The sequence below is a fragment of the Streptococcus oralis genome, from assembly GCF_024399415.1.
GTDB lineage: Bacteria > Bacillota > Bacilli > Lactobacillales > Streptococcaceae > Streptococcus > Streptococcus oralis_CS.
The window spans coordinates 1289848-1310682 of the sequence record NZ_CP029257.1; the positions used below are offsets into that span (position 1 = coordinate 1289848).

At 42.1% G+C, this 20835-nt stretch carries 24 protein-coding genes, 1 tRNA gene and 1 other RNA gene; 7 read left to right on the forward strand and 19 right to left on the reverse strand.

Features of this window, described 5'->3' with window-relative positions; all coding sequences use genetic code 11:
* Positions 1-11: 11 nt before the first annotated feature.
* The 5 genes from DG474_RS06380 to DG474_RS06400 all read right to left on the reverse strand — a co-directional run bounded on the left by DG474_RS06380 (position 12) and on the right by DG474_RS06400 (position 3371).
* A tRNA-Ser gene (locus tag DG474_RS06380) sits at positions 12-99 on the reverse strand.
* A gap of 58 nt (positions 100-157) precedes the next feature.
* Positions 158-505, reverse strand: a transfer-messenger RNA (tmRNA) gene (gene ssrA / locus DG474_RS06385).
* Between the two features lie 58 nt (positions 506-563).
* The gene (locus DG474_RS06390) at positions 564-1199 is read right to left on the reverse strand and encodes an SGNH/GDSL hydrolase family protein (RefSeq protein WP_255777710.1); all 636 of its coding nucleotides are present in this window, start codon (positions 1197-1199) and stop codon (positions 564-566) included.
* Between the two features lies 1 nt (position 1200).
* On the reverse strand, positions 1201-2028 hold the full coding sequence (locus tag DG474_RS06395) for an HAD family hydrolase (protein ID WP_255777711.1): 828 nt from the start codon (positions 2026-2028) through the stop codon (positions 1201-1203).
* A 23-nt stretch (positions 2029-2051) separates the two neighbouring features.
* Positions 2052-3371, reverse strand: a complete 1320-nt coding sequence (locus DG474_RS06400; protein WP_255777712.1) for a CapA family protein — start codon at positions 3369-3371, stop codon at positions 2052-2054.
* A 156-nt stretch (positions 3372-3527) separates the two neighbouring features.
* On the opposite strand from DG474_RS06400, the gene def reads away from it, so the two are divergent.
* Together def and rlmB are read left to right on the forward strand one after the other, a co-directional pair.
* Positions 3528-4139 carry a peptide deformylase gene (def, locus tag DG474_RS06405; RefSeq protein ID WP_001272958.1) on the forward strand — a complete coding sequence of 204 codons (612 nt, stop codon included), beginning with the start codon at positions 3528-3530 and terminating at the stop codon, positions 4137-4139.
* A 44-nt stretch (positions 4140-4183) separates the two neighbouring features.
* The gene (gene rlmB, locus DG474_RS06410; RefSeq protein ID WP_084860118.1) at positions 4184-4912 is read left to right on the forward strand and encodes a 23S rRNA (guanosine(2251)-2'-O)-methyltransferase RlmB; all 729 of its coding nucleotides are present in this window, start codon (positions 4184-4186) and stop codon (positions 4910-4912) included.
* A 35-nt stretch (positions 4913-4947) separates the two neighbouring features.
* Here rlmB and trxB read toward each other — a convergent pair whose 3' ends face one another.
* From trxB to DG474_RS06445, 7 genes are all read right to left on the reverse strand, one after another.
* Positions 4948-5859 (reverse strand): thioredoxin-disulfide reductase, encoded by a 912-nt coding sequence (gene trxB, locus DG474_RS06415; RefSeq protein ID WP_049479748.1) that lies wholly within the window; start codon positions 5857-5859, stop codon positions 4948-4950.
* A 65-nt stretch (positions 5860-5924) separates the two neighbouring features.
* Positions 5925-6149: a DUF4059 family protein gene (locus DG474_RS06420; RefSeq protein ID WP_042767743.1), complete on the reverse strand. Its 225-nt coding sequence runs from the start codon at positions 6147-6149 to the stop codon at positions 5925-5927.
* Positions 6150-6227: 78 nt separating this feature from the next.
* Positions 6228-6971: an amino acid ABC transporter ATP-binding protein gene (locus tag DG474_RS06425; RefSeq protein ID WP_000590997.1), complete on the reverse strand. Its 744-nt coding sequence runs from the start codon at positions 6969-6971 to the stop codon at positions 6228-6230.
* The gene (locus DG474_RS06430; protein ID WP_255777713.1) at positions 6971-7771 is read right to left on the reverse strand and encodes an amino acid ABC transporter permease; all 801 of its coding nucleotides are present in this window, start codon (positions 7769-7771) and stop codon (positions 6971-6973) included. The genes DG474_RS06425 and DG474_RS06430 overlap by 1 nt, the downstream gene beginning before the upstream one ends.
* Positions 7772-7927: 156 nt before the next feature.
* Complete coding sequence (locus tag DG474_RS06435; protein WP_038805006.1) at positions 7928-8284, reverse strand: arsenate reductase family protein; 357 nt, start codon at positions 8282-8284, stop codon at positions 7928-7930.
* A 12-nt stretch (positions 8285-8296) separates the two neighbouring features.
* Positions 8297-8812, reverse strand: coding sequence for a methylated-DNA--[protein]-cysteine S-methyltransferase (locus DG474_RS06440; RefSeq protein ID WP_255777714.1), 516 nt, complete (start codon positions 8810-8812; stop codon positions 8297-8299).
* Entirely contained in the window at positions 8809-9303 is a 495-nt protein-coding gene (locus DG474_RS06445; RefSeq protein WP_255777715.1) for a GNAT family N-acetyltransferase, read from the reverse strand. The genes DG474_RS06440 and DG474_RS06445 overlap by 4 nt, the downstream gene beginning before the upstream one ends.
* A gap of 134 nt (positions 9304-9437) precedes the next feature.
* Between DG474_RS06445 and DG474_RS06450 the strand changes: the two genes are divergently transcribed.
* Together DG474_RS06450 and trhA are read left to right on the forward strand one after the other, a co-directional pair.
* Positions 9438-9884, forward strand: a complete 447-nt coding sequence (locus DG474_RS06450; protein WP_255777716.1) for a DUF1836 domain-containing protein — start codon at positions 9438-9440, stop codon at positions 9882-9884.
* Positions 9881-10528, forward strand: coding sequence for a PAQR family membrane homeostasis protein TrhA (gene trhA / locus DG474_RS06455; RefSeq protein WP_001097972.1), 648 nt, complete (start codon positions 9881-9883; stop codon positions 10526-10528). Before DG474_RS06450 ends, trhA begins: the two co-directional genes overlap by 4 nt.
* 19 nt (positions 10529-10547) lie before the next feature.
* Here trhA and pdxT read toward each other — a convergent pair whose 3' ends face one another.
* The 3 genes from pdxT to nox form a co-directional block, all read right to left on the reverse strand.
* Positions 10548-11129 (reverse strand): pyridoxal 5'-phosphate synthase glutaminase subunit PdxT, encoded by a 582-nt coding sequence (gene pdxT / locus DG474_RS06460; RefSeq protein ID WP_070656998.1) that lies wholly within the window; start codon positions 11127-11129, stop codon positions 10548-10550.
* The gene (gene pdxS / locus DG474_RS06465) at positions 11130-12005 is read right to left on the reverse strand and encodes a pyridoxal 5'-phosphate synthase lyase subunit PdxS (protein ID WP_000138520.1); all 876 of its coding nucleotides are present in this window, start codon (positions 12003-12005) and stop codon (positions 11130-11132) included.
* 303 nt (positions 12006-12308) lie between these two features.
* A complete protein-coding gene (nox, locus tag DG474_RS06470) occupies positions 12309-13688 on the reverse strand; it encodes a H2O-forming NADH oxidase (protein WP_000036761.1) in 1380 nt (459 codons plus the stop codon).
* 307 nt (positions 13689-13995) lie between these two features.
* Here nox and DG474_RS06475 point away from each other — a divergent pair, with 307 nt between their 5' ends.
* From DG474_RS06475 to DG474_RS06485, 3 genes are read left to right on the forward strand one after another with little or no spacing between them, the layout of a single operon-like run.
* Positions 13996-14925 carry an FAD:protein FMN transferase gene (locus tag DG474_RS06475; RefSeq protein WP_304665711.1) on the forward strand — a complete coding sequence of 310 codons (930 nt, stop codon included), beginning with the start codon at positions 13996-13998 and terminating at the stop codon, positions 14923-14925.
* An 18-nt stretch (positions 14926-14943) separates the two neighbouring features.
* Positions 14944-15549: an NADPH-dependent FMN reductase gene (locus tag DG474_RS06480; RefSeq protein WP_000915929.1), complete on the forward strand. Its 606-nt coding sequence runs from the start codon at positions 14944-14946 to the stop codon at positions 15547-15549.
* A 17-nt stretch (positions 15550-15566) separates the two neighbouring features.
* Positions 15567-16811, forward strand: a complete 1245-nt coding sequence (locus tag DG474_RS06485; protein ID WP_000673672.1) for an NAD(P)H-dependent oxidoreductase — start codon at positions 15567-15569, stop codon at positions 16809-16811.
* A gap of 84 nt (positions 16812-16895) precedes the next feature.
* Here DG474_RS06485 and DG474_RS06490 read toward each other — a convergent pair whose 3' ends face one another.
* From DG474_RS06490 to DG474_RS06505, 4 genes are all read right to left on the reverse strand, one after another.
* Entirely contained in the window at positions 16896-17153 is a 258-nt protein-coding gene (locus DG474_RS06490; RefSeq protein ID WP_000371291.1) for a DUF896 family protein, read from the reverse strand.
* Between the two features lie 41 nt (positions 17154-17194).
* Positions 17195-19231 (reverse strand): glycine--tRNA ligase subunit beta, encoded by a 2037-nt coding sequence (glyS, locus tag DG474_RS06495; RefSeq protein WP_255777718.1) that lies wholly within the window; start codon positions 19229-19231, stop codon positions 17195-17197.
* A 259-nt stretch (positions 19232-19490) separates the two neighbouring features.
* Positions 19491-20408, reverse strand: a complete 918-nt coding sequence (gene glyQ, locus DG474_RS06500) for a glycine--tRNA ligase subunit alpha (RefSeq protein ID WP_000038733.1) — start codon at positions 20406-20408, stop codon at positions 19491-19493.
* A 35-nt stretch (positions 20409-20443) separates the two neighbouring features.
* Positions 20444-20815, reverse strand: a complete 372-nt coding sequence (locus DG474_RS06505) for a GFA family protein (protein ID WP_000912017.1) — start codon at positions 20813-20815, stop codon at positions 20444-20446.
* Positions 20816-20835 lie beyond the last annotated feature (20 nt).

Below are 20835 nucleotides of genomic sequence, written 5' to 3' on the forward strand. Positions count from 1 at the left end.
GGTTCATCTAACGGAGAATGGGGGATTCGAACCCCCGCGCCAGTTACCCGACCTAACGATTTAGCAAACCGTCCTCTTCAGCCTCTTGAGTAATTCTCCACTAACACACTAAAGTAATTGGATACAATTTGGAAAAAATCTACTGTATACCTGTTCATAATGGAGCCGGTGGGAGTCGAACCCACGTCCAAACACCTGCTAACATATTCGTCTACAACCATAGGTTATGTATTGTTTTAACAGTCCCTCGACACATAACTCAAGCCTAGGAACTGCGAGTCTATTAATCTCTTATCAAACCACTAGACAAGGCTTGATCGTATCTCGCTAATCATAAGACCTGTCATTGAACACGAGCAATCCAAATCAGGTCACGCCTGCTGGTTTTTAGGCAGCTAGAGCGTAAGAAGTGTTATTTTTTGCAGTTATATTTAACTGAGCGTTTACGTCGCCACACGGGTTGCAAAATATGCCTCATAATGCCTGTCGAATCCGTAACGACCCCAGGATGTTAGAACTATTATAACCTATCTTCAAAAAAAATGCAAAATCAAGCCAATTCTTTAGAACAGATACGTTTTCAAAGCATCTGATAATGCTTGATAACCGGCTACACTTAGATGGAGGCCATCCGTTGTATAGGCTGATTGAAGTTGTCCTTTTGAATCTGTCAAACTATCATAAATCGGCACAAAATCTACCTGCATATAGGCGGATGCTAGAGCCTCATAGGCTTGATTCCATTCTCTAATCTTTTCATTGGTTCGGATATAAACTGTCTGCTTGTATTCTTCTCCTTCATTGACTGGCAGAATAGAAACAAGCTTTATTTGTGACAGCGGATAATCTCGGTTAAGCGATTGAATCACACCTTCAAGATTATCCAAAGCATCATTCATGGGAATATCTTTTCCAATATCATTTGTCCCAATTAAGAGAACAATTTGATCGACAGCATCACCATAAAGATGGGCATCAAGATTGTCTAGTAGAAGCCCCGTCTGGTAACCTCGGATGCCTCTATTAACAATCGTCTTGGCAGTCCCAAGTAACTCTTGCAAAGGGTAGTATTCTACAATTGAATCGCCGATAAAAATCATATCTGGTTCTAAAAGAGAAATCTCATTGAGTTCACGATACTTGGTTTGTATCTTTGCCTGCTCTTTTAGGAGCCAATTTTCTAATAACTGTACTGCCACCTTATCCCTCTTTCTCTAACCAATTTTCTAGGACCTGATAAACGCCCCATTGGCTGTTAGCTGGAGCTAGGGCAGTTGCAACTGCCTTGGCCTCATCGTCAGCATTTTCCATAGCATAGGCAATTCCAGCCATCTCCAACATTTCAACATCATTTTCGCTATCACCAAAAGCCATGATCTGTTCCGATTTTAAATTCCAGCGCTTGAGTAATTCTTCCAATCCCCAAGCCTTGTGAACACCATCCTGCAGGATATCAATACAACCATAACCGCTAGAAACAGCCCTTACATGACCATCAAAGAGGTCATTGATTTCCTGCAAAACTGAACTAGAACGTTCTTCACCAACGACCATGCTCATCTTTAACACTCCACCAAAGAGGTCTGAGTTTAGCTCATCCACAAAATTGGTCCTTTGGTAAAGTTTTTCAATCATCTCTGGAGTCATAAATTTTTCCAGGTCTGTAAAAACCGTTCCTTCCTTGACAAAACCACCCTTCATACCTGTTACAACAAACTGATCTCGGCACTCTCTCCCTTTAAAATGAACTAAAGCCTTGTCAACCATAGCATCATCCCAGGTCTGCGCTTGAATCAGTTTATTGTTTTCAAAAATACGCGCCCCATTGGCAACGACTAGAACTACTCTACTCGCCAAGTGTTCTAGTAATTGCCTCATACGGTGAACTTCATTCCCTGTCGCAATGACAAAACGGATATCCCTTTGATCCAGCTGATCTAAAATCTTTTCCAAGCGGGGCAGATCCAGCTGCCCCCTCGGGTCTAGCAAGGTTCCATCCATATCCGTTGCAATCAATTTAATCGTCATCTCGTCTCCTTTAGGGCAAGTGCCTACCACTTCAACCCTACATGTTCATTCATTTCTTTATAGGCCGTGTCAATTCGTTCCTTGGTCGCCTCGTCCAACTTGTCACGGTGACTGCCTCCCTCGATGAAGTCCTCTAGGATATAGGTCTGATAGAGGAAGAGCGGATAGCCTTCTGGAGAGTAAGTCCCTTTGGGTGTTCGATTTACCCAAGTAGGATGCGCTTTGGCCGTTTCAATCCTTGTCTTGCCATCTTTTTTCTTAATGGTCACGTCCATGAGAACACCGCGCTCCGTCCATTTGGCATTTTCCTCATCTTGCATGGTTTCAATGCGTTGATTTGAGAGAAAATTTCCCATGGAATAGATAATCAATTTTTTGTCACCATCTTTTTCAACGGTTTCAGCAGGTTCAACGACGTGAGGATGCCCTCCAAAGATAATATCGGCTCCCCAGTCAATCATCTTGTGGTACAGTGTTTTCTGTTCTTCCGTTGGTTCTAGTTGGTACTCAATTCCCATCTGAGGCATGATGACAGTAATATCCGCCTCCTTCTCTGCACGCTCGATTTCTGCCTTCATCTTATCTTCATTCAAATCAGAAAGATAGCGATTATAGTCCTCTTGAGAGATATACTGCTCAATGCCATTAAAACCGTAAGAATAGGCCAGGAGAGCTACCTTGATACCATTGACTTCCTTGATGACTATAGGTGCTTGGTCTCGGGATTCATGCGTGTAGACTCCGATGGGTGTCATTCCAGCCTTTTCAATAGCTTGAGCCGTTGAAACCACTCCCTCTATCTGCGAATCCAAGATGTGATTATGAGCCAAGTCTAGAACTTGGTAGCCTGCATCCTTGATCGCATCCATGACTTCCCCTGGTGCATTAAAGAGAGGATAACCTGCCAAGTAGTGGTCCTTGTTCACCGTTCCTTCAAAGTCACCAATCACCAAATCCGCTTGTTTGAGCCAGGGTTTTACATACTCAAAATTTTCATGGAAATCATAGGTCCCATCTTCTTTAAGAGCTGTTCGGTAGATAGGGATATGATAAAGAAGGTCACCATTTGCCATGATACGTGCCGTTGTTTCACCAGACTGATCTTCCTTGGATTGACCAGATGTACTAGCAGAATCAAGAGTTTGGCTACCAGGGCTTGTTCCCTTACTACCTTGTACTGCTCGAACTAATAAGTTTCCCCCCATGGATAAGGCAACTGCAAGCAATAACACAATAATAAACTGGGCATTGGTCCAGGATTTATAATTCCGAAAGAAATCCACACTAGTTCTCCACACCCCATAAAGAGAGTCCTGAGACCGTCTATCTTGTCGCTTTTCCATCTTTATTCCCCCCTTGCTTTTTGGTGCAAGTCTTTTCTTTTATTATACCACAGACAAAAGAGGAATACCGTTTATTATATTATTTTTTAGGAACTTCTGCGACTTTCTTTCTCGCCTATTTTGTGTTATCATGTAGAGGTAATGAAAGGAGAGAAAATGTCTGCAATAGAACGTATTACAAAAGCTGCTCACTTAATTGATATGAACGATATTATCCGCGAGGGGAATCCAACTCTTCGCGCAGTTGCTGAGGAAGTCACTTTCCCACTGTCTGACCAGGAAATCATCCTTGGCGAAAAGATGATGCAATTCCTCAAACATTCTCAAGATCCTGTTATGGCTGAAAAGATGGGGCTCCGCGGTGGAGTTGGATTGGCCGCTCCCCAGCTGGATATCTCAAAACGCATTATCGCTGTTTTAGTTCCCAATATTGTGGAAGAAGGTGAAACTCCACAGGAAGCCTACGACTTGCAAGCTGTTATGTACAATCCAAAAATCGTCTCTCACTCTGTTCAAGATGCTGCTCTTGGCGAAGGAGAAGGTTGCCTTTCTGTTGACCGAAACGTACCTGGCTATGTTATTCGCCATGCCCGCGTCACTGTTGATTACTTTGACAAGGACGGCGAAAAACACCGTATCAAGCTCAAAGGTTACAACTCTATCGTTGTCCAACATGAAATTGATCATCTAAACGGAATCATGTTTTACGATCGTATCAATGAAAAAGATCCATTTGCTGTTAAAGATGGTTTACTGATTCTGGAATAAAGAAAATCCCGTTGCAAGACGGGGTTTTGTGTTATAATAGAGGCATGAAAACAAATGATATTGTCTATGGCGTCCACGCCGTTACAGAAGCCCTCCTTGCAAACACTGGAAATAAACTCTACCTCCAAGATGATCTCCGAGGTAAGAATGTTGAGAAAGTCAAGGAACTGGCTGCTGAGAAAAAGGTCTCCATCTCTTGGATCTCAAAAAAATCCCTGTCTGAAATGACCGAAGGCGCTGTCCACCAAGGTTTTGTTCTACGAGTGTCCGAATTTGCCTATAGCGAGCTGGATCACATCCTTGTCAAAACACGACAAGAAGAAAATCCACTTCTGTTGATTCTGGATGGTCTAACTGACCCTCACAACTTAGGCTCTATCTTAAGGACTGCTGATGCGACCAATGTTTCAGGTGTCATCATTCCCAAGCACCGTGCTGTCGGAGTGACTCCTGTCGTTGCCAAAACGGCCACAGGTGCTATTGAGCATGTACCGATTGCGCGAGTTACCAACCTCAGTCAAACCCTAGACAAACTCAAGGCTGAAGGCTTCTGGACCTTTGGAACGGATATGAACGGTACTCCTTGCCACAAGTGGAATACAAAAGGGAAAATTGCCCTCATCATCGGAAATGAAGGAAAAGGCATCTCCAGCAACATCAAAAAACAGGTTGATGAAATGATAACCATTCCGATGAACGGTCATGTTCAAAGCCTCAATGCCAGTGTTGCAGCAGCCATTCTCATGTACGAAGTTTTCCGAAACAGACTATAAAAAAGTTTCCAATCAAGTGATTGGAAACTTTTTGCTTAACTATGTTCTGTGATAAATTTATAGGCTTCTTGACCAGCGATAGCCCCATCTCCAACTGCTGTTGTTACTTGGCGAAGATCTTTTTGGCGAACATCTCCAACCGCAAATATACCATCAACGCTAGTTTTCATGTTATTGTCTGTTAGGATCCAGCCTGCCTGGTCTTGAATGTTCAATTCTTTAACAAAATCGCTAACAGGATCCAAACCGACATAGATAAAGACACCTCCGAAGGCTTGCTCTGTTACTTGACCTGTTTTCACATTTTCAAATACGACAGATTCTACTCGATTTTCACCTTTAATTTCCTTAACTACAGAGTCCCAGATAAAGTTGACTTTTTCATTTGCAAAGGCACGGTCTTGCAAAACCTTTTGGGCACGAAGTTCATCGCGACGGTGAACAATAGTGACAGTCTTGGCAAAGCGTGTCAAGAAGAGGGCTTCTTCTACCGCTGAATCTCCACCACCAACTACGAGCAAGTCTTGATCACGGAAGAAAGCTCCATCACAGACCGCACAGTAAGAAACACCTCGACTGTTCAGTTCTTCTTCTCCGGGAACTCCCAAAAGACGGTGTTTAGAACCAGTTGCTACAATGACAGTACGGGTTTCGTAAACTTGATCATCAGTGATTACCTTCTTAAAGTCACCCTGGTCTTCAATATTTTCAACGTAACCATAAAGATGCTCCACTCCAAGGTTTTCAAGTGGTTCAAACATCTTTTCAGCCAATTCAGGTCCACTGATATTAGCATAACCTGGATAGTTTTCAATATCAGATGTGTTATTCATTTGCCCGCCTGGCAGACCACCTTCAATCAAAGCCACTTTCAGATTGCTTCGAGCAGCATATAAGGCAGCGGTCATTCCCGCAGGTCCAGCACCGACAATAATCGTATCGTACATTTCAATTCCTTCTTTCTTGTTGTAACTATCTTTATTCTAACTCATTCTTGCTAGTCACGCAAGGATTATGCCTTGAAAACCAAGAGCAAACTCATGACGGCAAAGGATAACACCGGAACGACCAAAACTCCAATCATAATCATATCATAGAGATGAGCTTGGCGAGCTTTGGCTGTCTTGTCCACACCAGACATGGCTCTCAACCCAATCCAAATCCCCAGAAAAATCACGACAAGGATGGCCGTTAAGATCAAACTCTCGAAATACAAAGAAAATAGATGCAGTAGCATGATCTCTCTCGTTTCTATCTTTTTTAAAGAGTAAACTCAGCTAGTCCAACTAACTGAGTTTTCCTTTTTTCTATTATATCAAATATAAGTCCGTTTGTAACTAGCGAAGAATTCTTTTGTTCGTTCTTCTTTCGGATGATTGATGATTTCATCCGGTGTACCAGACTCGATGATTTTCCCTTTATCTAGGAATAGAACCTTGTCTGCCACTTGGGCTACAAAAGACATATCGTGACTGACCAAAATCATGGTCTGACCTGACTTGGCAGCGTCTGCAATAGACTTTTCTACTTCACCGACCAACTCTGGGTCCAGTGCCGACGTTGGTTCGTCCAAGAGCAAGACATCTGGTTTCATAGCAAGCGCACGCGCGAGGGCAACCCGTTGCTTCTGTCCACCTGATAAGTGGCGAGGATAATGGTTTTCACGGTCAGAAAGACCAACCTTGGCCAACTCTTCCTTAGCGATTTTTGTTGCTTCCTCGTCCGATAATTTTTTAACGACAACCAAACCTTCCTTGACATTGTCAAGAGCAGTTCGGCGTTCAAACAAATTAAACTGTTGGAAAACCATGGACAACTTGCGACGAAGGGTTAGGATTTCTTCTTGGCTAATCTGAGAAAAATCAACTTTAAAATTGTCAATCTGAATCGTTCCACTATCTGGAGTTTCAAGGTAGTTCAAACTACGAAGAAAGGTTGATTTCCCAGCTCCAGATGAACCAATCAAAGCCACTACCTCACCTTTTTGGATATCCAAGTTCAGATGATTCAAGACTGTCTGTCCTGAAAAGGATTTGCTTAAATTCGAAATCTTAATCATTAACGAAGGTCTCCTTTCACATCTGTAGATACTGTATCCGGCGCTGAGATAGCCATTTTTCTCTCGATGAAACGGCCGAGGCTTTCAATTCCGATATTGACCACCCAATAAACAAGGGCAACAGAGATAAAGCGCTCAAAATAGCGGTAATCAGCTCCACCTAAAATCTGAGCTTGGGCAAAGACCTCCACAACACCTGCGCTAAAGGCTAGAGAAGTTCCCTTGGTCAAACCGATGAGGGAATTAATCAAGGTTGGAGTCGCCACAACGGCCGCATTTGGAATAATCACGCGACGGTAAACTTGAGCTCGCGTCATACCCAAACTGCGTGCCGCCTCAATTTCACCGGGATTAACAGAAAGGATGGCCGCACGAATCGTTTCACTTGCATAAGCCGCCTCATTAAAAGCAAAGGCCACAATCGCAAAAAGCGCCGCTGGAATCGCATTGATATTGAGACCAGTTCCCCATTGTTGGTTGATAGCTTTCAGCGCTAAAGGTATTCCGTAGTAGGTCAACATAAGTTGAACTAGGATTGGGGTACCTTTTAAGAAACTGACGAAAAAGGCCTGCAAGGGATATAGAATCTTAACACGATTGATCTTAACAATGGCAAAAATTAGGGCAAGTAGCAAACCAAAGAGTGCACCTCCAAGCGTCAACATCAAGGTTGTAGGCAGTTGTTGGACAATCCTTGGAATTCCATCAAAGACCGAACGCAAACTAAAGAGCTTACCATCCGGAATGAGTTGCATCAAACTTTGGTACCAATCTGATGCTAAAAATGTTATAACAGTCATAAAAATATCCTCTCCTGATAATGATTCATTCTATCATACTTCTGCTCGCAAGCAAATTATTTGCTACGGGCTGCTCAGACTTTGTCTATCTTCTAGTTTATCACACTTTAAAACAGGGATGCTATATATTTTACCTATCAAGGAGATAAATAAAAACTATCTCAAACCTAAGTCCTCATAGGGTTTTCTATAGCCGATTTGTTTAACAGCACCATTCTCCACCAAAATTGGACGTTTCAATAACATACCATCACTCGCTAGAAGCTTGGCTGCTTCTTGTTTTGACAAACTTCCCACCTTATCTTTCAAGCCCAGTTCACGATATTTGATCCCGCTGGTATTGAAAAATTGTTTCACTTCAAAACCGGAAGTTTCCAACCAGTTTAAAATCACGTCTTCACTTGGTGTTTCTTCTACGATGTGGACATCTTGGTATTCCAGTCCAAGTTGATCTAATTCATTTTTTGCTTTCTTACAAGTTGAACATTTTGGGTATTCGATAAATTCTAACATCTTCTTTTCTTTCTATTTTTTATTTTCTTGAAATGCTGCACCTTCATGTTGCAAGAGCCAGGCTTTCTTTTCGACTCCAGATGCATAGCCTGTCAAGCGATTGCCTGACCCCAGCACCCGATGACAGGGAACAAGTATGGACCAAGGATTGCGCCCCACTGCTCCACCAATCGCTTGGGCAGAAGCCACTTGCAAGTCTTGAGCTATTTGTCCGTAAGTTACTGTTTGACCATAAGGAATGGCCTGTAAGTAAGCCCAGACCCGCTTTTCAAAATCCGTTCCAATGGGAGCCAGAGGCAAGGAAGACAAATCTTGAGCACATCCATCAAAGTAAGTATCCAAATAGGAAATAACCTGGTCTAGGACAGGATGGCTAACAACTTCTTCTATCGTTTCATCCCCTAATCCTCTCTCAAAATGAATTTGGTCCTGTACCCAAATTCCATACAGATATTGCTCGTCAGCAACTAAGAATAAGGTTCCAATTGGCGACGGGTAGAGCATTTTTGCGTACTTATTCTGCTTCATTTTTTTAATTTCTGATAGGCCAAACGTTCCCCATCAACTGGAACCTTACCAACCTGTTGAAAGCCTAGCTTTTCAAAGATATGCTGCATAACCTTGTTTTCTGCATGCGTATCTGAACGAAAATCTAGATAATCAAAACCTTCAATCAAGCCTTCTAGGAAAGTCTGAGCAACTCCTTGTCCTTGGACATCTGCTGCCACAGCGATACGGTGAAAGACCAGATATTCTGATTCTCCCCCCTGCCAACTTCCTTCATAAATGCCTTCATAGGATTTCTCTGGACTCTTGGTCACAGCAGCATAGGCTAGTAGTTCTCCTTCTTCCAAGGCCACATAGGCTTGACCTGAGATGATATCATCGATAATGATATCGGCATTTGGATAGCCATTTTGCCACTGGTCGCTACCAGACTTGGCTAAGCACTTTTTAGCATTCTCCATCACCTGCATAATCGCATCTACTTCATTTGGAAAAGCTAAACGAATCTCCATCTTTTCCCCTCATTTCTAACTATTTTCTCTCATCATAGCATAATTTAAAGCTTTCTACAAGCAGTTGAAACTTGACTTTTGTTTTTTATTATTTTATAATCTAGTTATCAAAACTAGATGGAAAGGAGTTGGAAATGAATTCTAACTTTTCCTACCCAAAATGGGAAGACATTCCAAACATTGACCTCTATCTGGATCAGGTTTTGCTTTATGTCAATCAAGTCTGTGCCCCTATTTCTCCAGATAAAGAAAAGGGCCTGACCGCATCCATGGTCAATAACTATGTCAAACACGGTTACCTGACAAAGCCTGACAAGAAAAAATACCAACGCAAACAGATTGCCCGTTTGATTGCCATCACCACTCTAAAGTCTGTCTTTTCGATCCAAGAAATCGCTCAGACACTGAATACTCTACAAACTCAAGCCAGTTCAGACCAGCTCTACGATGCTTTTGTGGACTACATGAACCATGGGATTGATCCAGATAATCCTATTATCCAAACCAGCTGTCAAACGGTTAAACTCTATCATCAAACTCTAGACTTAATCCTTATCAAAGAAGAGGAGGAAATCCAATGAATACCAGTTTAAAACTCAGTAAAAAACTCAGTTTTGGAGAGGAGATTGCCAATAGCGTGACCCATGCTGTGGGTGCGGTTATCATGCTCATCCTACTCCCCATTTCATCCACCTATAGTTATGAAGCACACGGATTTTTATCATCTTTTGGCGTTTCTATCTTTGTTATCAGTCTCTTTCTCATGTTCCTCTCATCAACCATTTACCACTCTATGGCCTACGGTTCGACCCACAAATACGTCTTGCGAATCATCGACCATTCTATGATTTACGTGGCTATCGCAGGCTCTTATACGCCGGTTGTATTGACTTTGATGAATAACTGGTTTGGCTATCTGATCATTGCCATTCAGTGGGGAACGACCATCTTTGGCATCCTTTATAAAATCTTTGCTAAAAAGGTCAATGAGAAATTCAGCCTTGCCCTTTACCTGATCATGGGCTGGTTGGTTCTGGCTATCATTCCTGCCATTATCAGTCAAACAACACCAATTTTCTGGAGTCTCATGGTAACTGGCGGACTCTGTTATACAGTTGGAGCTGGATTTTACGCTAAGAAAAAACCTTATTTCCACATGATTTGGCATCTCTTTATCCTAGCAGCATCTGCACTCCAATATATCGCGATTGTTTATTACATGTAAAAAAGTTGAGAATCTTTTCTCAACTTTTTTCTTTACACATATTGATAAAATACTGGTGCAAGCGAACATCATCTGTCAATTCTGGATGAAAAGAGGTTACCAGCATATTCTGTTCTTGCGCAGCAACGATTTGATCATCAACTGTTGCTAGAATTTCTACACCCTCTCCAACACTGCTGATAATCGGTCCACGGATAAAAGTCATGGGAATCTGACCGACTCCCTTACATTCTGCCTCTGTATAGAAGCTTCCTAGTTGGCGTCCATAAGCATTGCGCTCAACCACTATATCCATGGTTCCAAGATGACTTTCTTCCTGAGAAGTGATTTCCTTAGCCAGCAAAATCAAACCGGCGCAGGTTCCAAAGACTGGGAGTCCAGATAAAATAGCTTCTCGGATGGGAAGCAGCATGTTCTGGTCACGCAAGAGCTTGCCCATGGTTGTAGACTCCCCACCAGGTAATATCAAACCCGCCAAGTCACTCTGATGTTTCTGAAAATCATCTAAATTTCTGATTTGGACACTAGCGACTCCTAGTTTATCTAGCACTTTTTCATGCTCTGCAAAGGCACCTTGCAAGGCTAATATTCCGATTTTCATCTATTTTCCTCGCTCAGCCATGAGAATTTGGATTTCATTCTCATTAATTCCAACCATGGCTTCCCCTAGATCTTCAGAGATTTGAGCTAGAATTTGAGGATTTTGATAATTGGTTACAGCTTTAACAATAGCACTTGCTCGTTTAACAGGATCGCCTGACTTGAAAATACCTGAACCGACAAAGACGCCCTCTGCCCCCAATTGCATCATCAGCGCAGCATCTGCTGGCGTTGCCACACCTCCAGCTGCGAAGTTTACAACTGGTAATTTTCCATGTTCATGGACGTATTGGACCAATTCAACAGGGACTTGCAAGTCCTTGGCAGCCACATAAAGTTCATCCTCACGGAGATTTTGAATACGGCGAATTTCCTGATTCATCATACGCATATGGCGAACGGCTTGAACAATATCTCCTGTCCCCGGTTCTCCTTTTGTGCGAATCATAGAAGCTCCTTCAGCGATACGACGCAAGGCTTCACCCAAGTCCTTAGCTCCACAGACAAAAGGAACTTGAAATTCCTTCTTATCTACATGGAAACGATCGTCTGCTGGAGACAGCACTTCACTCTCATCGATATAGTCAATCTCAATAGCCTCTAAAATCTGAGCTTCAACAAAATGCCCGATTCTGACCTTGGCCATCACTGGAATGCTGACCGCTTCTTGGATTTCCTTAATCATCTTTGGATCGCTCATACGGGAAACCCCACCAGCTGCACGAATATCAGCTGGAATCCGTTCCAAGGCCATCACAGCAGCCGCACCAGCAGCCTCTGCGATACGAGCCTGTTCAGGGTTTTGAACGTCCATGATAACCCCACCTTTGAGCATCTGTGCCAAGTTTTTATTTAGTTCATAACGATTTTCAGTCATTTCTTAATCCTCATCATTTGTATTGGTAGCTACCATTTCATTTTAAGCCATATTAGAATGAAGTACAAGATAAAAAAAGGATAATTGTATGGGTACAGATTGATACTCAATGAAAATCAAAGAGCAAACTAGGAAGCTAGCCGCAGGTTGCTCAAAGCACTGCTTTGAGGTTGTAGATAGAACTGACGAAGTCAGTAACATATATACGGTAAGGCGAAGCTGACGTGGTTTGAATTTGATTTTCGAAGAGTATAACTAAAAAACTATCTGACCTTAACCTAAGGCCAGATAGCTCGTCAATTTTTATTTTTCAGCTGTAAGTGCAGCCATTGTAATGTAATTGTATGGTTTGTTAAAGTGTGGCAAGAAGAAGAGATCTGTCAAGGCCAATTTATCGATTGTTACATGCTCTTGGATAGCAAGTGAGAACATGTGGATTCCCATACTGATAGCTGCATCATGTGAAACCATTTGTGCACCAAGGATTTCGCGGCTGTCTTTATCAAAAACAATCTTGATGGCAACTTCGTGGTTGTCATGTTTGATAAATTCTGGTTTTTGAAGATCGTTAAAGCCAGTTTCAGTTGCATTATAGCCTGCAGCTTTGGCTTTTTCAAGAGTCAAACCAGTCGAAACCATGTGAAGACCGTAGATAGAAATACCGTTTGATCCTTGTACACCAATTCCTTCCAATTCATGTCCACAAGCATTGTAAGCACCAACGATACCAGTACGTACAGCGTTAGATGCAAGAGCGATGTAGCTAGTGTCTTTACGAGCATTGTCATAAACAGTTGCACAGTCACCAACAGCGTATACACCTGGGATAGATGTTTCTTGTTTCTTATCTACAAGGAAGGCACCGTTACGGAAGAGTTCAATCTTACCATCAGCAAGAGCTGTGTTTGGACGGAAGCCAACAGCAAGAACCACCATATCTACATCAAATGTTTCTTTGTCTGTTACCAAGCGTTCAACTTTTCCATCACCTTGGATGGCTTTAACTGTTTGACCAAGAGCCAAGCGGATGTTGTGGTCTTCCAAGTTCTTCGCCATCATTTGAGTGAAGTCTTTATCATAGTAGCCGTTCAAGACTGTGTCTACGATATCGACAAGTACCACTTCTTTTCCAAGACGCTCAAAGGCTTCTGCAAGTTCAACACCGATGTAACCACCACCAACAACGGCAATGCGCTCAAGGTGTTTGCTCTTGTCTTCAAGTTTTTCAATAACTTCTTCAGCGTTTTGGTACAATTTAACAAATTGTACATTTTCAAGAGTCGCTTTGAATTCGCGGTTGCCCTTAACGATTTCAACACCTTCGATTGGAGGCAAGATTGGAGTTGAACCAGTTGCAAAGATCAATTTATCATAAGACTCTTTGTGCTCTTTTCCTTCAACTTCTGCAGTCACAACTTTGTTATCGTAGTCAATTGAAAGAACTGGTGAGTTCATGTAAACTTTAGCACCTTTTGCTTCCAATTTTTCTTTATCAGAGTAGAAGAGACCTTCTGGGCCGTCAATTTGTTCCCCGATCCAAAGCGCCATTCCACAACCAAGGAATGAAATATTTGAGTTTTGATCAAATACTACGATTTCGTTCTCATGACCGAAGTTGTCCAACATGGTATTAATACAAGCTGTACCAGCGTGGTTAGCACCAACTACAACGATTTTACTCATAGAAAAATTCCTACCTTTAATTTTTGATTTACCTTTCTAGTATATCATTTACTGTTAGCGTTTACAAGGCATTTGCTCAGAATTCTCTTTTTTTCAGAAAAAAATACACTTAACATTGATAAATCCAATTTTTCTATCGTTTTCATATTAATTTTGAGCATATTTCTTGACTTTTTGTCAAAATTCATTTGTGAAAACGCTGACTTTATGATATGCTAGATACATGGAAAGAAAATGTAAGGGGTTTAATTTTTCTTTAACGACCTTATATTGAATGATTTCCTATAAAGAGAAAGGAGCTGGTAGCTTGCCTCTTCATTCACGTTCTGAACGGCTAATGGGAACAACTATCACGATTTCATTAGTAGATGAACAGGCTGATTGCCTACTTCAAGGAGCCTTTGATTTGCTCAAGGAGCTCGAATACCGCTTCAACGCCAATAGTCAAGAATCCGAACTAATGGAAATCAACTACCAGGCTGGAATCGCACCTGTTAAGGTTCATCCTGACCTATTTGAGCTGATTGCTCTTGGACTTGATCATAGTCTAGCTCCATCTAGCCATCTAAACATCAGCATTGGCCCCTTGATTCAAACCTGGCGAATCGGATTTGCAGATGCACGGCTTCCAGACTCTAAAGAAATCGAAGCTGTCTTATCTCTAGTTGACCCGCATTTTATCAAGTTGGATCCGACTAGCTCTACTGTCTTTTTAGAGAAGAAAGGAATGAAGCTTGATTTAGGTTGTTTAGCCAAGGGCTATAGTGCAGATAAGGTTGCCCAGTATTTGAAAGAACACGGTGTCACCTCTGCCCTGATCAATCTCGGAGGAAATATCCTCACCATCGGGAACAACCAAGCCAAAGAAGGGAAAGCCTGGCAGATTGGGATTCAAGATCCGCGAAATCCTCGTGGCAATCATCTCCTAACCATTCCTGCTTCTAACAAATCCGTTGTCACTTCAGGTATCTATGAACGCCACCTGACAGTAGATGGAAAAGACTATCACCATATCTTTGATAGTGAGACAGGATTTCCTGTCGAAACCGATCTCGCTAGCCTAACGATTATCTCTGATAAATCCGTTGATGGTGAGGTATGGACAACGCGCCTTTTCGGAGAACGAAGCGCTTCTATCCTCTGGCAAGTCGAAAGTATAGATGGAATTGAAGCCATCCTCATCGACAAAGAGGGACGCCTTGCATGTTCTTCAGGCCTTCAAAATTGTATTATGTAAAAAGAGAAAGGAAATCTCATGCTAAAACTTATTGCCATTGTTGGAACGAACTCTAAACGTTCTACAAACCGCCAATTGCTCCAATACATGCAAAAACACTTTGCAGATAAAGCTGAAATTGAACTCGTTGAAATTAAGGACATTCCTGTTTTCAACAAACCAGCAGATAAACTTCTTCCTGCTGAAATTCTTGAAATTGCTGCTAAAATTGAAGCATCTGATGGTGTCATTATCGGTACTCCTGAGTACGACCACTCTATCCCTGCAGTTTTGATGAGCGCTCTTGCTTGGCTATCTTACGGTATCTACCCACTTTTGAACAAACCAATCATGATCACTGGTGCTTCTTACGGTACACTTGGTTCATCTCGTGCCCAATTGCAACTTCGTCAAATCTTGAATGCTCCTGAAATCAAGGCAAATGTTCTTCCAGATGAATTCTTGCTCTCACACTCTCTTCAAGCATTTAACCCAAGTGGCGACTTGGTTGACCTTGACGTCATCAAGAAATTGGATGCCATCTTTGATGACTTCCGTATCTTTGTGAAAATTACTGAAAAATTGCGCAATGCACAAGAATTGCTTCGCAAAGATGCTGAAGAATTTGACTGGGAAAATTTGTAAGATAGGAGACCGAAAGAATGAAATTTGTTGGACTTGTTGGATCAAACTACGATCAATCATATAACCGCAAACTCTTGGAATTTATTCGTCGCAATTTCAAATTCAAATTTGAATTAGAAGTCCTTGAAATTGACGAAGTTCCAATGTTTAACCAAGACGAAAAATGGGACGAAAGCTTCCAATTGCGTTTCTTGTATAACAAGATTACACGTGCTGATGGTGTCATTATCGCTACTCCTGAGCACAACCACACTATCTCAGCTTCACTCAAATCTGTACTCGAATGGCTTTCATACGAAGTTCATCCATTTGAAAACAAACCTGTTATGATTGTGGGAGCATCATACTATGACCAAGGAACATCACGTGCCCAAGTTCACCTTCGTAAAATCCTTGATGCTCCAGGTGTTAATGCCTACACGCTTCCAGGTAACGAATTCCTTCTTGGTAAAGCCAAAGAAGCTTTTGATAACAATGGAAACATCACCAACGAAGGAACTGTTAAATTCCTTGAAACTTGCTTAGATAACTTTGTTAAATACGTAGGAGTCGTTTCGAAATTGAAAAAACCAAAACCAATCGAACCAGAAGACTTGGATTGTGGAAAACCAATTGCTACAACCATTACTGAAGTTGATCCTGACGATCCAGAATGGGTAGAAAAAGTTGCAGCAATCACTGGAGCTGTTTCTGGTGATACCTATGTCAAACTGGACCACGGTATCCTTACAGTTAACCAAATCGATATGTTCTTGAAAGCTATGCCATTTGAATTGACATACGCTGACGACAACAACCAATTCCTCTACTACAACAACGCTCACCAAGATCCAGACACCATGTTTGCTAAACGTGTACCACCTCAATCAGGTAGCCGTATGTCGACTGTTCATGGTTCTCTTCCACCAGCACGTATGAAGAATGTAGAGTGGGTTATCGGAACACTTCGCAACGGAAACCAAGAATACGTCCGTACGATCGTTCCAGGTTCTCCTGCAGGTGTCATCAACACACACAACTACCAAGCAATGTACTATCCTGATGGATCATACGCTGGTATCAATGAAATTGTCTTTAACTTCCAACCATGGCTTGACTGGTACCTAAAAGAGACTGGTCAACGTTTGGTGGGTGGTAGCGGACCATTTGCCCCTGCTGCTGGAGGTCATGGAGACGCCGATGCTACTTCTGGTGCTTCTGATTCAGGTGATGCTGGAGGCCACGGTGGTGACGCTGACGCTACTTCTGGTGCAAGCAACTAAGAAACCAAAAAGGAGCCAAATGGTTCCTTCTTTTTTATTGAAAAAGAAAAGGGGCTTGTAAATCATCTACAAACCCCTTTCATTTTATGAGTTGGGATCATCTAAACTACGCCCATGCAAACCTTTTTCACGTTGTACCTGACGTAGTTTTTCTGGTGTGACGTCATTTCCTTCCTCATCCACAATTTTAATTCCTTCAATGTGGTGACGAACAGAACGACGATAGCCTTCGATGTACTCCTCACGAAGTTTAGCTTGTTCCACTTTTTCAGCAGAAGTTAAACCTTCTGTTTTTTTCTTTTTAGCAAGCTCGTTAATACGAGCGATTTTTTTCGGATCCATTTCTTCTCCTTTGTGATAAGATACAGTCCGTTCGACTGAGTTTATTTAGTATTGATTTGGTTAAAACGAGCGAGTTTAGCTGCTTTCTTGGTTAGTTGCGATAAGATTGCCAAGCGATTTTGTCGGACAGCCTGGTCTTCAGCCATTACCATGGTATTTTCAAAGAAAGCATCAATTACTGGGCTAAGCGCAAAGAGTTGTTCTAATTGCTGACTTGCAGTTCCTGACAAAACAAGTGATTCTACGGCTTCTGCCAAGGCTTTCTCTTCTTCATTCTCAAAGAGAGCATGATCAACAGTATCAGTTCCTTCGGCTTTTTCAGCCAAGTTAAAGGCGCGAGAGAGGGATTCGACAGATGGTTTGAAGCCTTCTTTCTTGCTTGCTTCTACAAGAGCACTTGCTGCTTCCAACATATCTGCCACAACGAAGTTCGAACTTGCAAGGACTGCTTCCTTAATGTCTTTTGGAGTAGAACCCATCATCTTATCAACACGAGCCTTGATAAAGTCCATAACTTCTGCTTTATTTTCATAAGTTAAGCTGTCGAATTTCAACGTATAAAGACTATCAATCAGCTCATCCATAGCAATGTGCCAACCAAAGGCATCCAAGATACGAACAACACCTTGCGTCGCACGACGAAGAGCGTAAGGGTCATTAGAACCTGATGGAATCAAGGCAACTGAGAAGAAACTCAAAATCGTATCCAATTTGTCTGCTATGGCTAGAATGGCTCCCACCTTGCTCTCTGGAAGAGCTCCGTCAGCTGATGTCGGCATGTAGTGTTCACGAATGGCTGCTGCGACTGCTGGAGTTTCCCCAGCAAGAAGGGCATATTTTTCACCCATAATCCCTTGGAGTTCATCAAACTCACCAACCATCCCCGTCAACAAGTCAAACTTGTAAATAGCTGCTGCACGAGCAAGGTCAAGAGTTTCATCCATTGATAAACCAGCTTTTTCTGCCAAGAGAGTGGCTATCTGACCAGTACGAATCATGTGTTCACGAAGAGAACCAATCTTTTCGTGGAAGGTCACATGGTTCAATTTTTCAACAAGGTCTGAGATGACCAATTTTTGGTCTTCACGCCAGAAGAATTCTCCGTCTTCCAAGCGGGCAACCAAGACTTTTTCATTGCCCTTGATGACATTTCCCAAATGCTCTGCATTTCCGTTACGGACTGAAATGAAGTTTGGCAAGAGTTTACCGTCTTGATCACGAACAACAAAGTAGCGTTGGTGCTCTTTCATTGAAGTCACCAAGACTTCTTCTGGAACTTCAAGGTATTTGGCGTCAAAACTTCCCATGAAGGCAGTTGGGTATTCAACCAAGTTCAAGACTTCATTCAGCAAGTCAGCATCAATTTCAATACGTACACCATGTTCAGCTTCGATTGCCTTGATTTGGTCAACAATTATTTGCTCACGTTCACGTGGATCCGCGATTACAAACTGCTTACGAAGGTCTTCTTCGTAGCTAAATGCTGACTGAATCTTAGTTTCTTGTCCCAAGAAACGATGACCACGGCTCACACGATCTCCCTTGATATCAAGGAAATCCAAATCAAACTCTTCTTCATCTAAAAGAACAGTTAAAGTGTGAACAGGGCGGATGTATTCAAAGGTGTTATTAGCCCAGTGCATACTGACAGGGAAAGTCAAGGACTTCAAGACATCTACAACACCAGGAACAATGGCTTCAACTGGTTTACCCACTTCTTCCTTGGTAACATAGACATATTCTTCACCCTTGATTTCGCGGAATTCAATATCTTCAACTGTCAAGCCTTTTCCACGGACAAATCCTTGGGCTGCTTTGGTGAAGTTCCCATCACTATCCAAGGCAATTTTCTTTGCTGGTCCCTTGAAATCTTCTGTTAAATCAGACTGTTTGTCTGCAAGACCAGTCACACGAACAGCCAAACGACGTGGTGTTGAGAAAGTTTGAATGGCTTCAAAGGAAAGACGATTTTCTTTGAGGAAGGCTGCCATTTTTTCACCTAGTTGTCTTTCGCTTGGAGTTACTACGTAGGCTGGTAACTCTTCAAGACCGAGTTCTACTAATAAGTTTTTTGTCATGTTTTTTCCTTTACATCTTCTTCAATCTTTTTTGATATGCACCTTAGGTACTGGGGACGTCGCTAACTAACTTTGTGAGTCTGTATGGAAATCTAATGCAAAATTGATCAAGATTTCCAACAGTCTCATCAAAGTGGATTTAGCTGACTGATTTTTGAACCTAAGGTTTCAAAAATCCCCACATAACAGTACAGCGGTGCATATCCCTCTAGCAAGTCTTTGACTTGCCTCTAACGATCTTAGAGCACAGTATTACTCACTATTCTGCGTCTTCTGCTAAAAGTTTAGCTCGTGTTGCTTCATCTAAAAGTGGGTAGCCTAGGCGTTTGCGTTCCGCAACAAAGGTTTTAGCTACGACACGGGCCAAGTTACGAATACGAGCGATATAGCCCGCACGCTCAGTTACAGATACGGCACCACGCGCATCCAGCAGGTTAAAGGTATGTGAACATTTGAGAACATAGTCATAGGCAGGGTGAACCAAGCCTTCTTCCAAGGCACGACCAGCTTCTTTTTCAAACTTATCAAAGTTTTCCAGCAACATTTCTTGGTCCGAAATTTCAAACGAATATTTTGAGTGCTCGTACTCAGGCTGGATGAAGATTTCTCCGTATTTTACACCATCGGCCCACTCGATATCATAGACAGAATCAACTTCTTGAATGTAAGAAGCCAAGCGTTCCAAACCATAGGTAACTTCCGCAGTCACAGGGCCAGTTGCCAATCCACCAACTTGTTGGAAATATGTGAACTGAGTGATTTCCATCCCATCAAGCCAAACTTCCCATCCAAGACCAGCTGAACCAGTTGAAGGATTTTCCCAGTTGTCCTCGACGAAACGGATATCGTGTTCCAAAGGATTGATACCCAATTTTTCCAAAGACTCAAGGTAAAGTTCTTGGATGTTTGATGGAGAAGGCTTCATAACCACTTGGAATTGGTGGTGTTGGTAGAGACGATTAGGGTTTTCCCCGTAACGACCGTCAGCAGGACGACGTGATGGCTCTACATAAGCCGCATTCCATGGCTCAGGCCCAATAGCACGAAGGAAAGTGTAAGGACTCATCGTTCCCGCACCTTTCTCATTATCATAAGCCTGCATAAGCATACAACCTTGGTCATTCCAAAATTGTTGCAAAGTCAAAATAATTTCTTGAAATGTTAATTTCTTAGACATTGAATACTCCTTTAATTTATATTATCTTTTTAGATTTATTCATCAAGCAACCAAGAAAAAGCTGGGTCCTGAAAAATATGACGTTTGGGAACCGTTTGTAAATTCTGATCGCATTCGTCTATTGTACCTAGTTTCAAAGCACAGACTTCTGGTATATTTTCTTGAGCAGTGAAAATTTGACTATGACAGTTCTGACAGTAATAGCGTTGTTTTCCTGGAGATGAACTATAGGTAACCAACTGTTCTTTTCCATGCAATACTAGGTTTTTACTGCTAACTTTGGCATTCACTGTATAGGCAGACGCAGTTGCTTTCCGACAGAATGAGCAGTGGCAAAAAACTAATTCCGACAATTCCTCATCTAAAGTGTAGGTCACTGCTTTGCATAAACAAGATCCTTTAAGCATTATGCTCCTTTCTACTTAGG

Excerpts from the sequence above, each read along its gene's own strand:
- nox (WP_000036761.1), bottom strand. The coding sequence starts at position 13,688 with ATGAGTAAAATCGTTGTAGTTGGTGCTAACCACGCTGGTACAGCTTGT.
- DG474_RS06435 (WP_038805006.1), bottom strand. The coding sequence starts at position 8,284 with ATGTTAGAATTTATCGAATACCCAAAATGTTCAACTTGTAAGAAAGCA.
- glyS (WP_255777718.1), bottom strand. The coding sequence starts at position 19,231 with ATGACAAAAAACTTATTAGTAGAACTCGGTCTTGAAGAGTTACCAGCC.
- DG474_RS06425 (WP_000590997.1), bottom strand. The coding sequence starts at position 6,971 with ATGATTAAGATTTCGAATTTAAGCAAATCCTTTTCAGGACAGACAGTC.
- DG474_RS06440 (WP_255777714.1), bottom strand. The coding sequence starts at position 8,812 with ATGAAGCAGAATAAGTACGCAAAAATGCTCTACCCGTCGCCAATTGGA.
- trxB (WP_049479748.1), bottom strand. The coding sequence starts at position 5,859 with ATGTACGATACGATTATTGTCGGTGCTGGACCTGCGGGAATGACCGCT.
- DG474_RS06420 (WP_042767743.1), bottom strand. The coding sequence starts at position 6,149 with ATGCTACTGCATCTATTTTCTTTGTATTTCGAGAGTTTGATCTTAACG.
- DG474_RS06450 (WP_255777716.1), top strand. The coding sequence starts at position 9,438 with ATGAATTCTAACTTTTCCTACCCAAAATGGGAAGACATTCCAAACATT.
- DG474_RS06505 (WP_000912017.1), bottom strand. The coding sequence starts at position 20,815 with ATGCTTAAAGGATCTTGTTTATGCAAAGCAGTGACCTACACTTTAGAT.
- DG474_RS06400 (WP_255777712.1), bottom strand. The coding sequence starts at position 3,371 with ATGGAAAAGCGACAAGATAGACGGTCTCAGGACTCTCTTTATGGGGTG.
- trhA (WP_001097972.1), top strand. The coding sequence starts at position 9,881 with ATGAATACCAGTTTAAAACTCAGTAAAAAACTCAGTTTTGGAGAGGAG.
- DG474_RS06430 (WP_255777713.1), bottom strand. The coding sequence starts at position 7,771 with ATGACTGTTATAACATTTTTAGCATCAGATTGGTACCAAAGTTTGATG.
- DG474_RS06485 (WP_000673672.1), top strand. The coding sequence starts at position 15,567 with ATGAAATTTGTTGGACTTGTTGGATCAAACTACGATCAATCATATAAC.
- glyQ (WP_000038733.1), bottom strand. The coding sequence starts at position 20,408 with ATGTCTAAGAAATTAACATTTCAAGAAATTATTTTGACTTTGCAACAA.
- DG474_RS06395 (WP_255777711.1), bottom strand. The coding sequence starts at position 2,028 with ATGACGATTAAATTGATTGCAACGGATATGGATGGAACCTTGCTAGAC.
- rlmB (WP_084860118.1), top strand. The coding sequence starts at position 4,184 with ATGAAAACAAATGATATTGTCTATGGCGTCCACGCCGTTACAGAAGCC.
- DG474_RS06445 (WP_255777715.1), bottom strand. The coding sequence starts at position 9,303 with ATGGAGATTCGTTTAGCTTTTCCAAATGAAGTAGATGCGATTATGCAG.
- DG474_RS06480 (WP_000915929.1), top strand. The coding sequence starts at position 14,944 with ATGCTAAAACTTATTGCCATTGTTGGAACGAACTCTAAACGTTCTACA.
- pdxT (WP_070656998.1), bottom strand. The coding sequence starts at position 11,129 with ATGAAAATCGGAATATTAGCCTTGCAAGGTGCCTTTGCAGAGCATGAA.
- DG474_RS06490 (WP_000371291.1), bottom strand. The coding sequence starts at position 17,153 with ATGGATCCGAAAAAAATCGCTCGTATTAACGAGCTTGCTAAAAAGAAA.
- def (WP_001272958.1), top strand. The coding sequence starts at position 3,528 with ATGTCTGCAATAGAACGTATTACAAAAGCTGCTCACTTAATTGATATG.
- pdxS (WP_000138520.1), bottom strand. The coding sequence starts at position 12,005 with ATGACTGAAAATCGTTATGAACTAAATAAAAACTTGGCACAGATGCTC.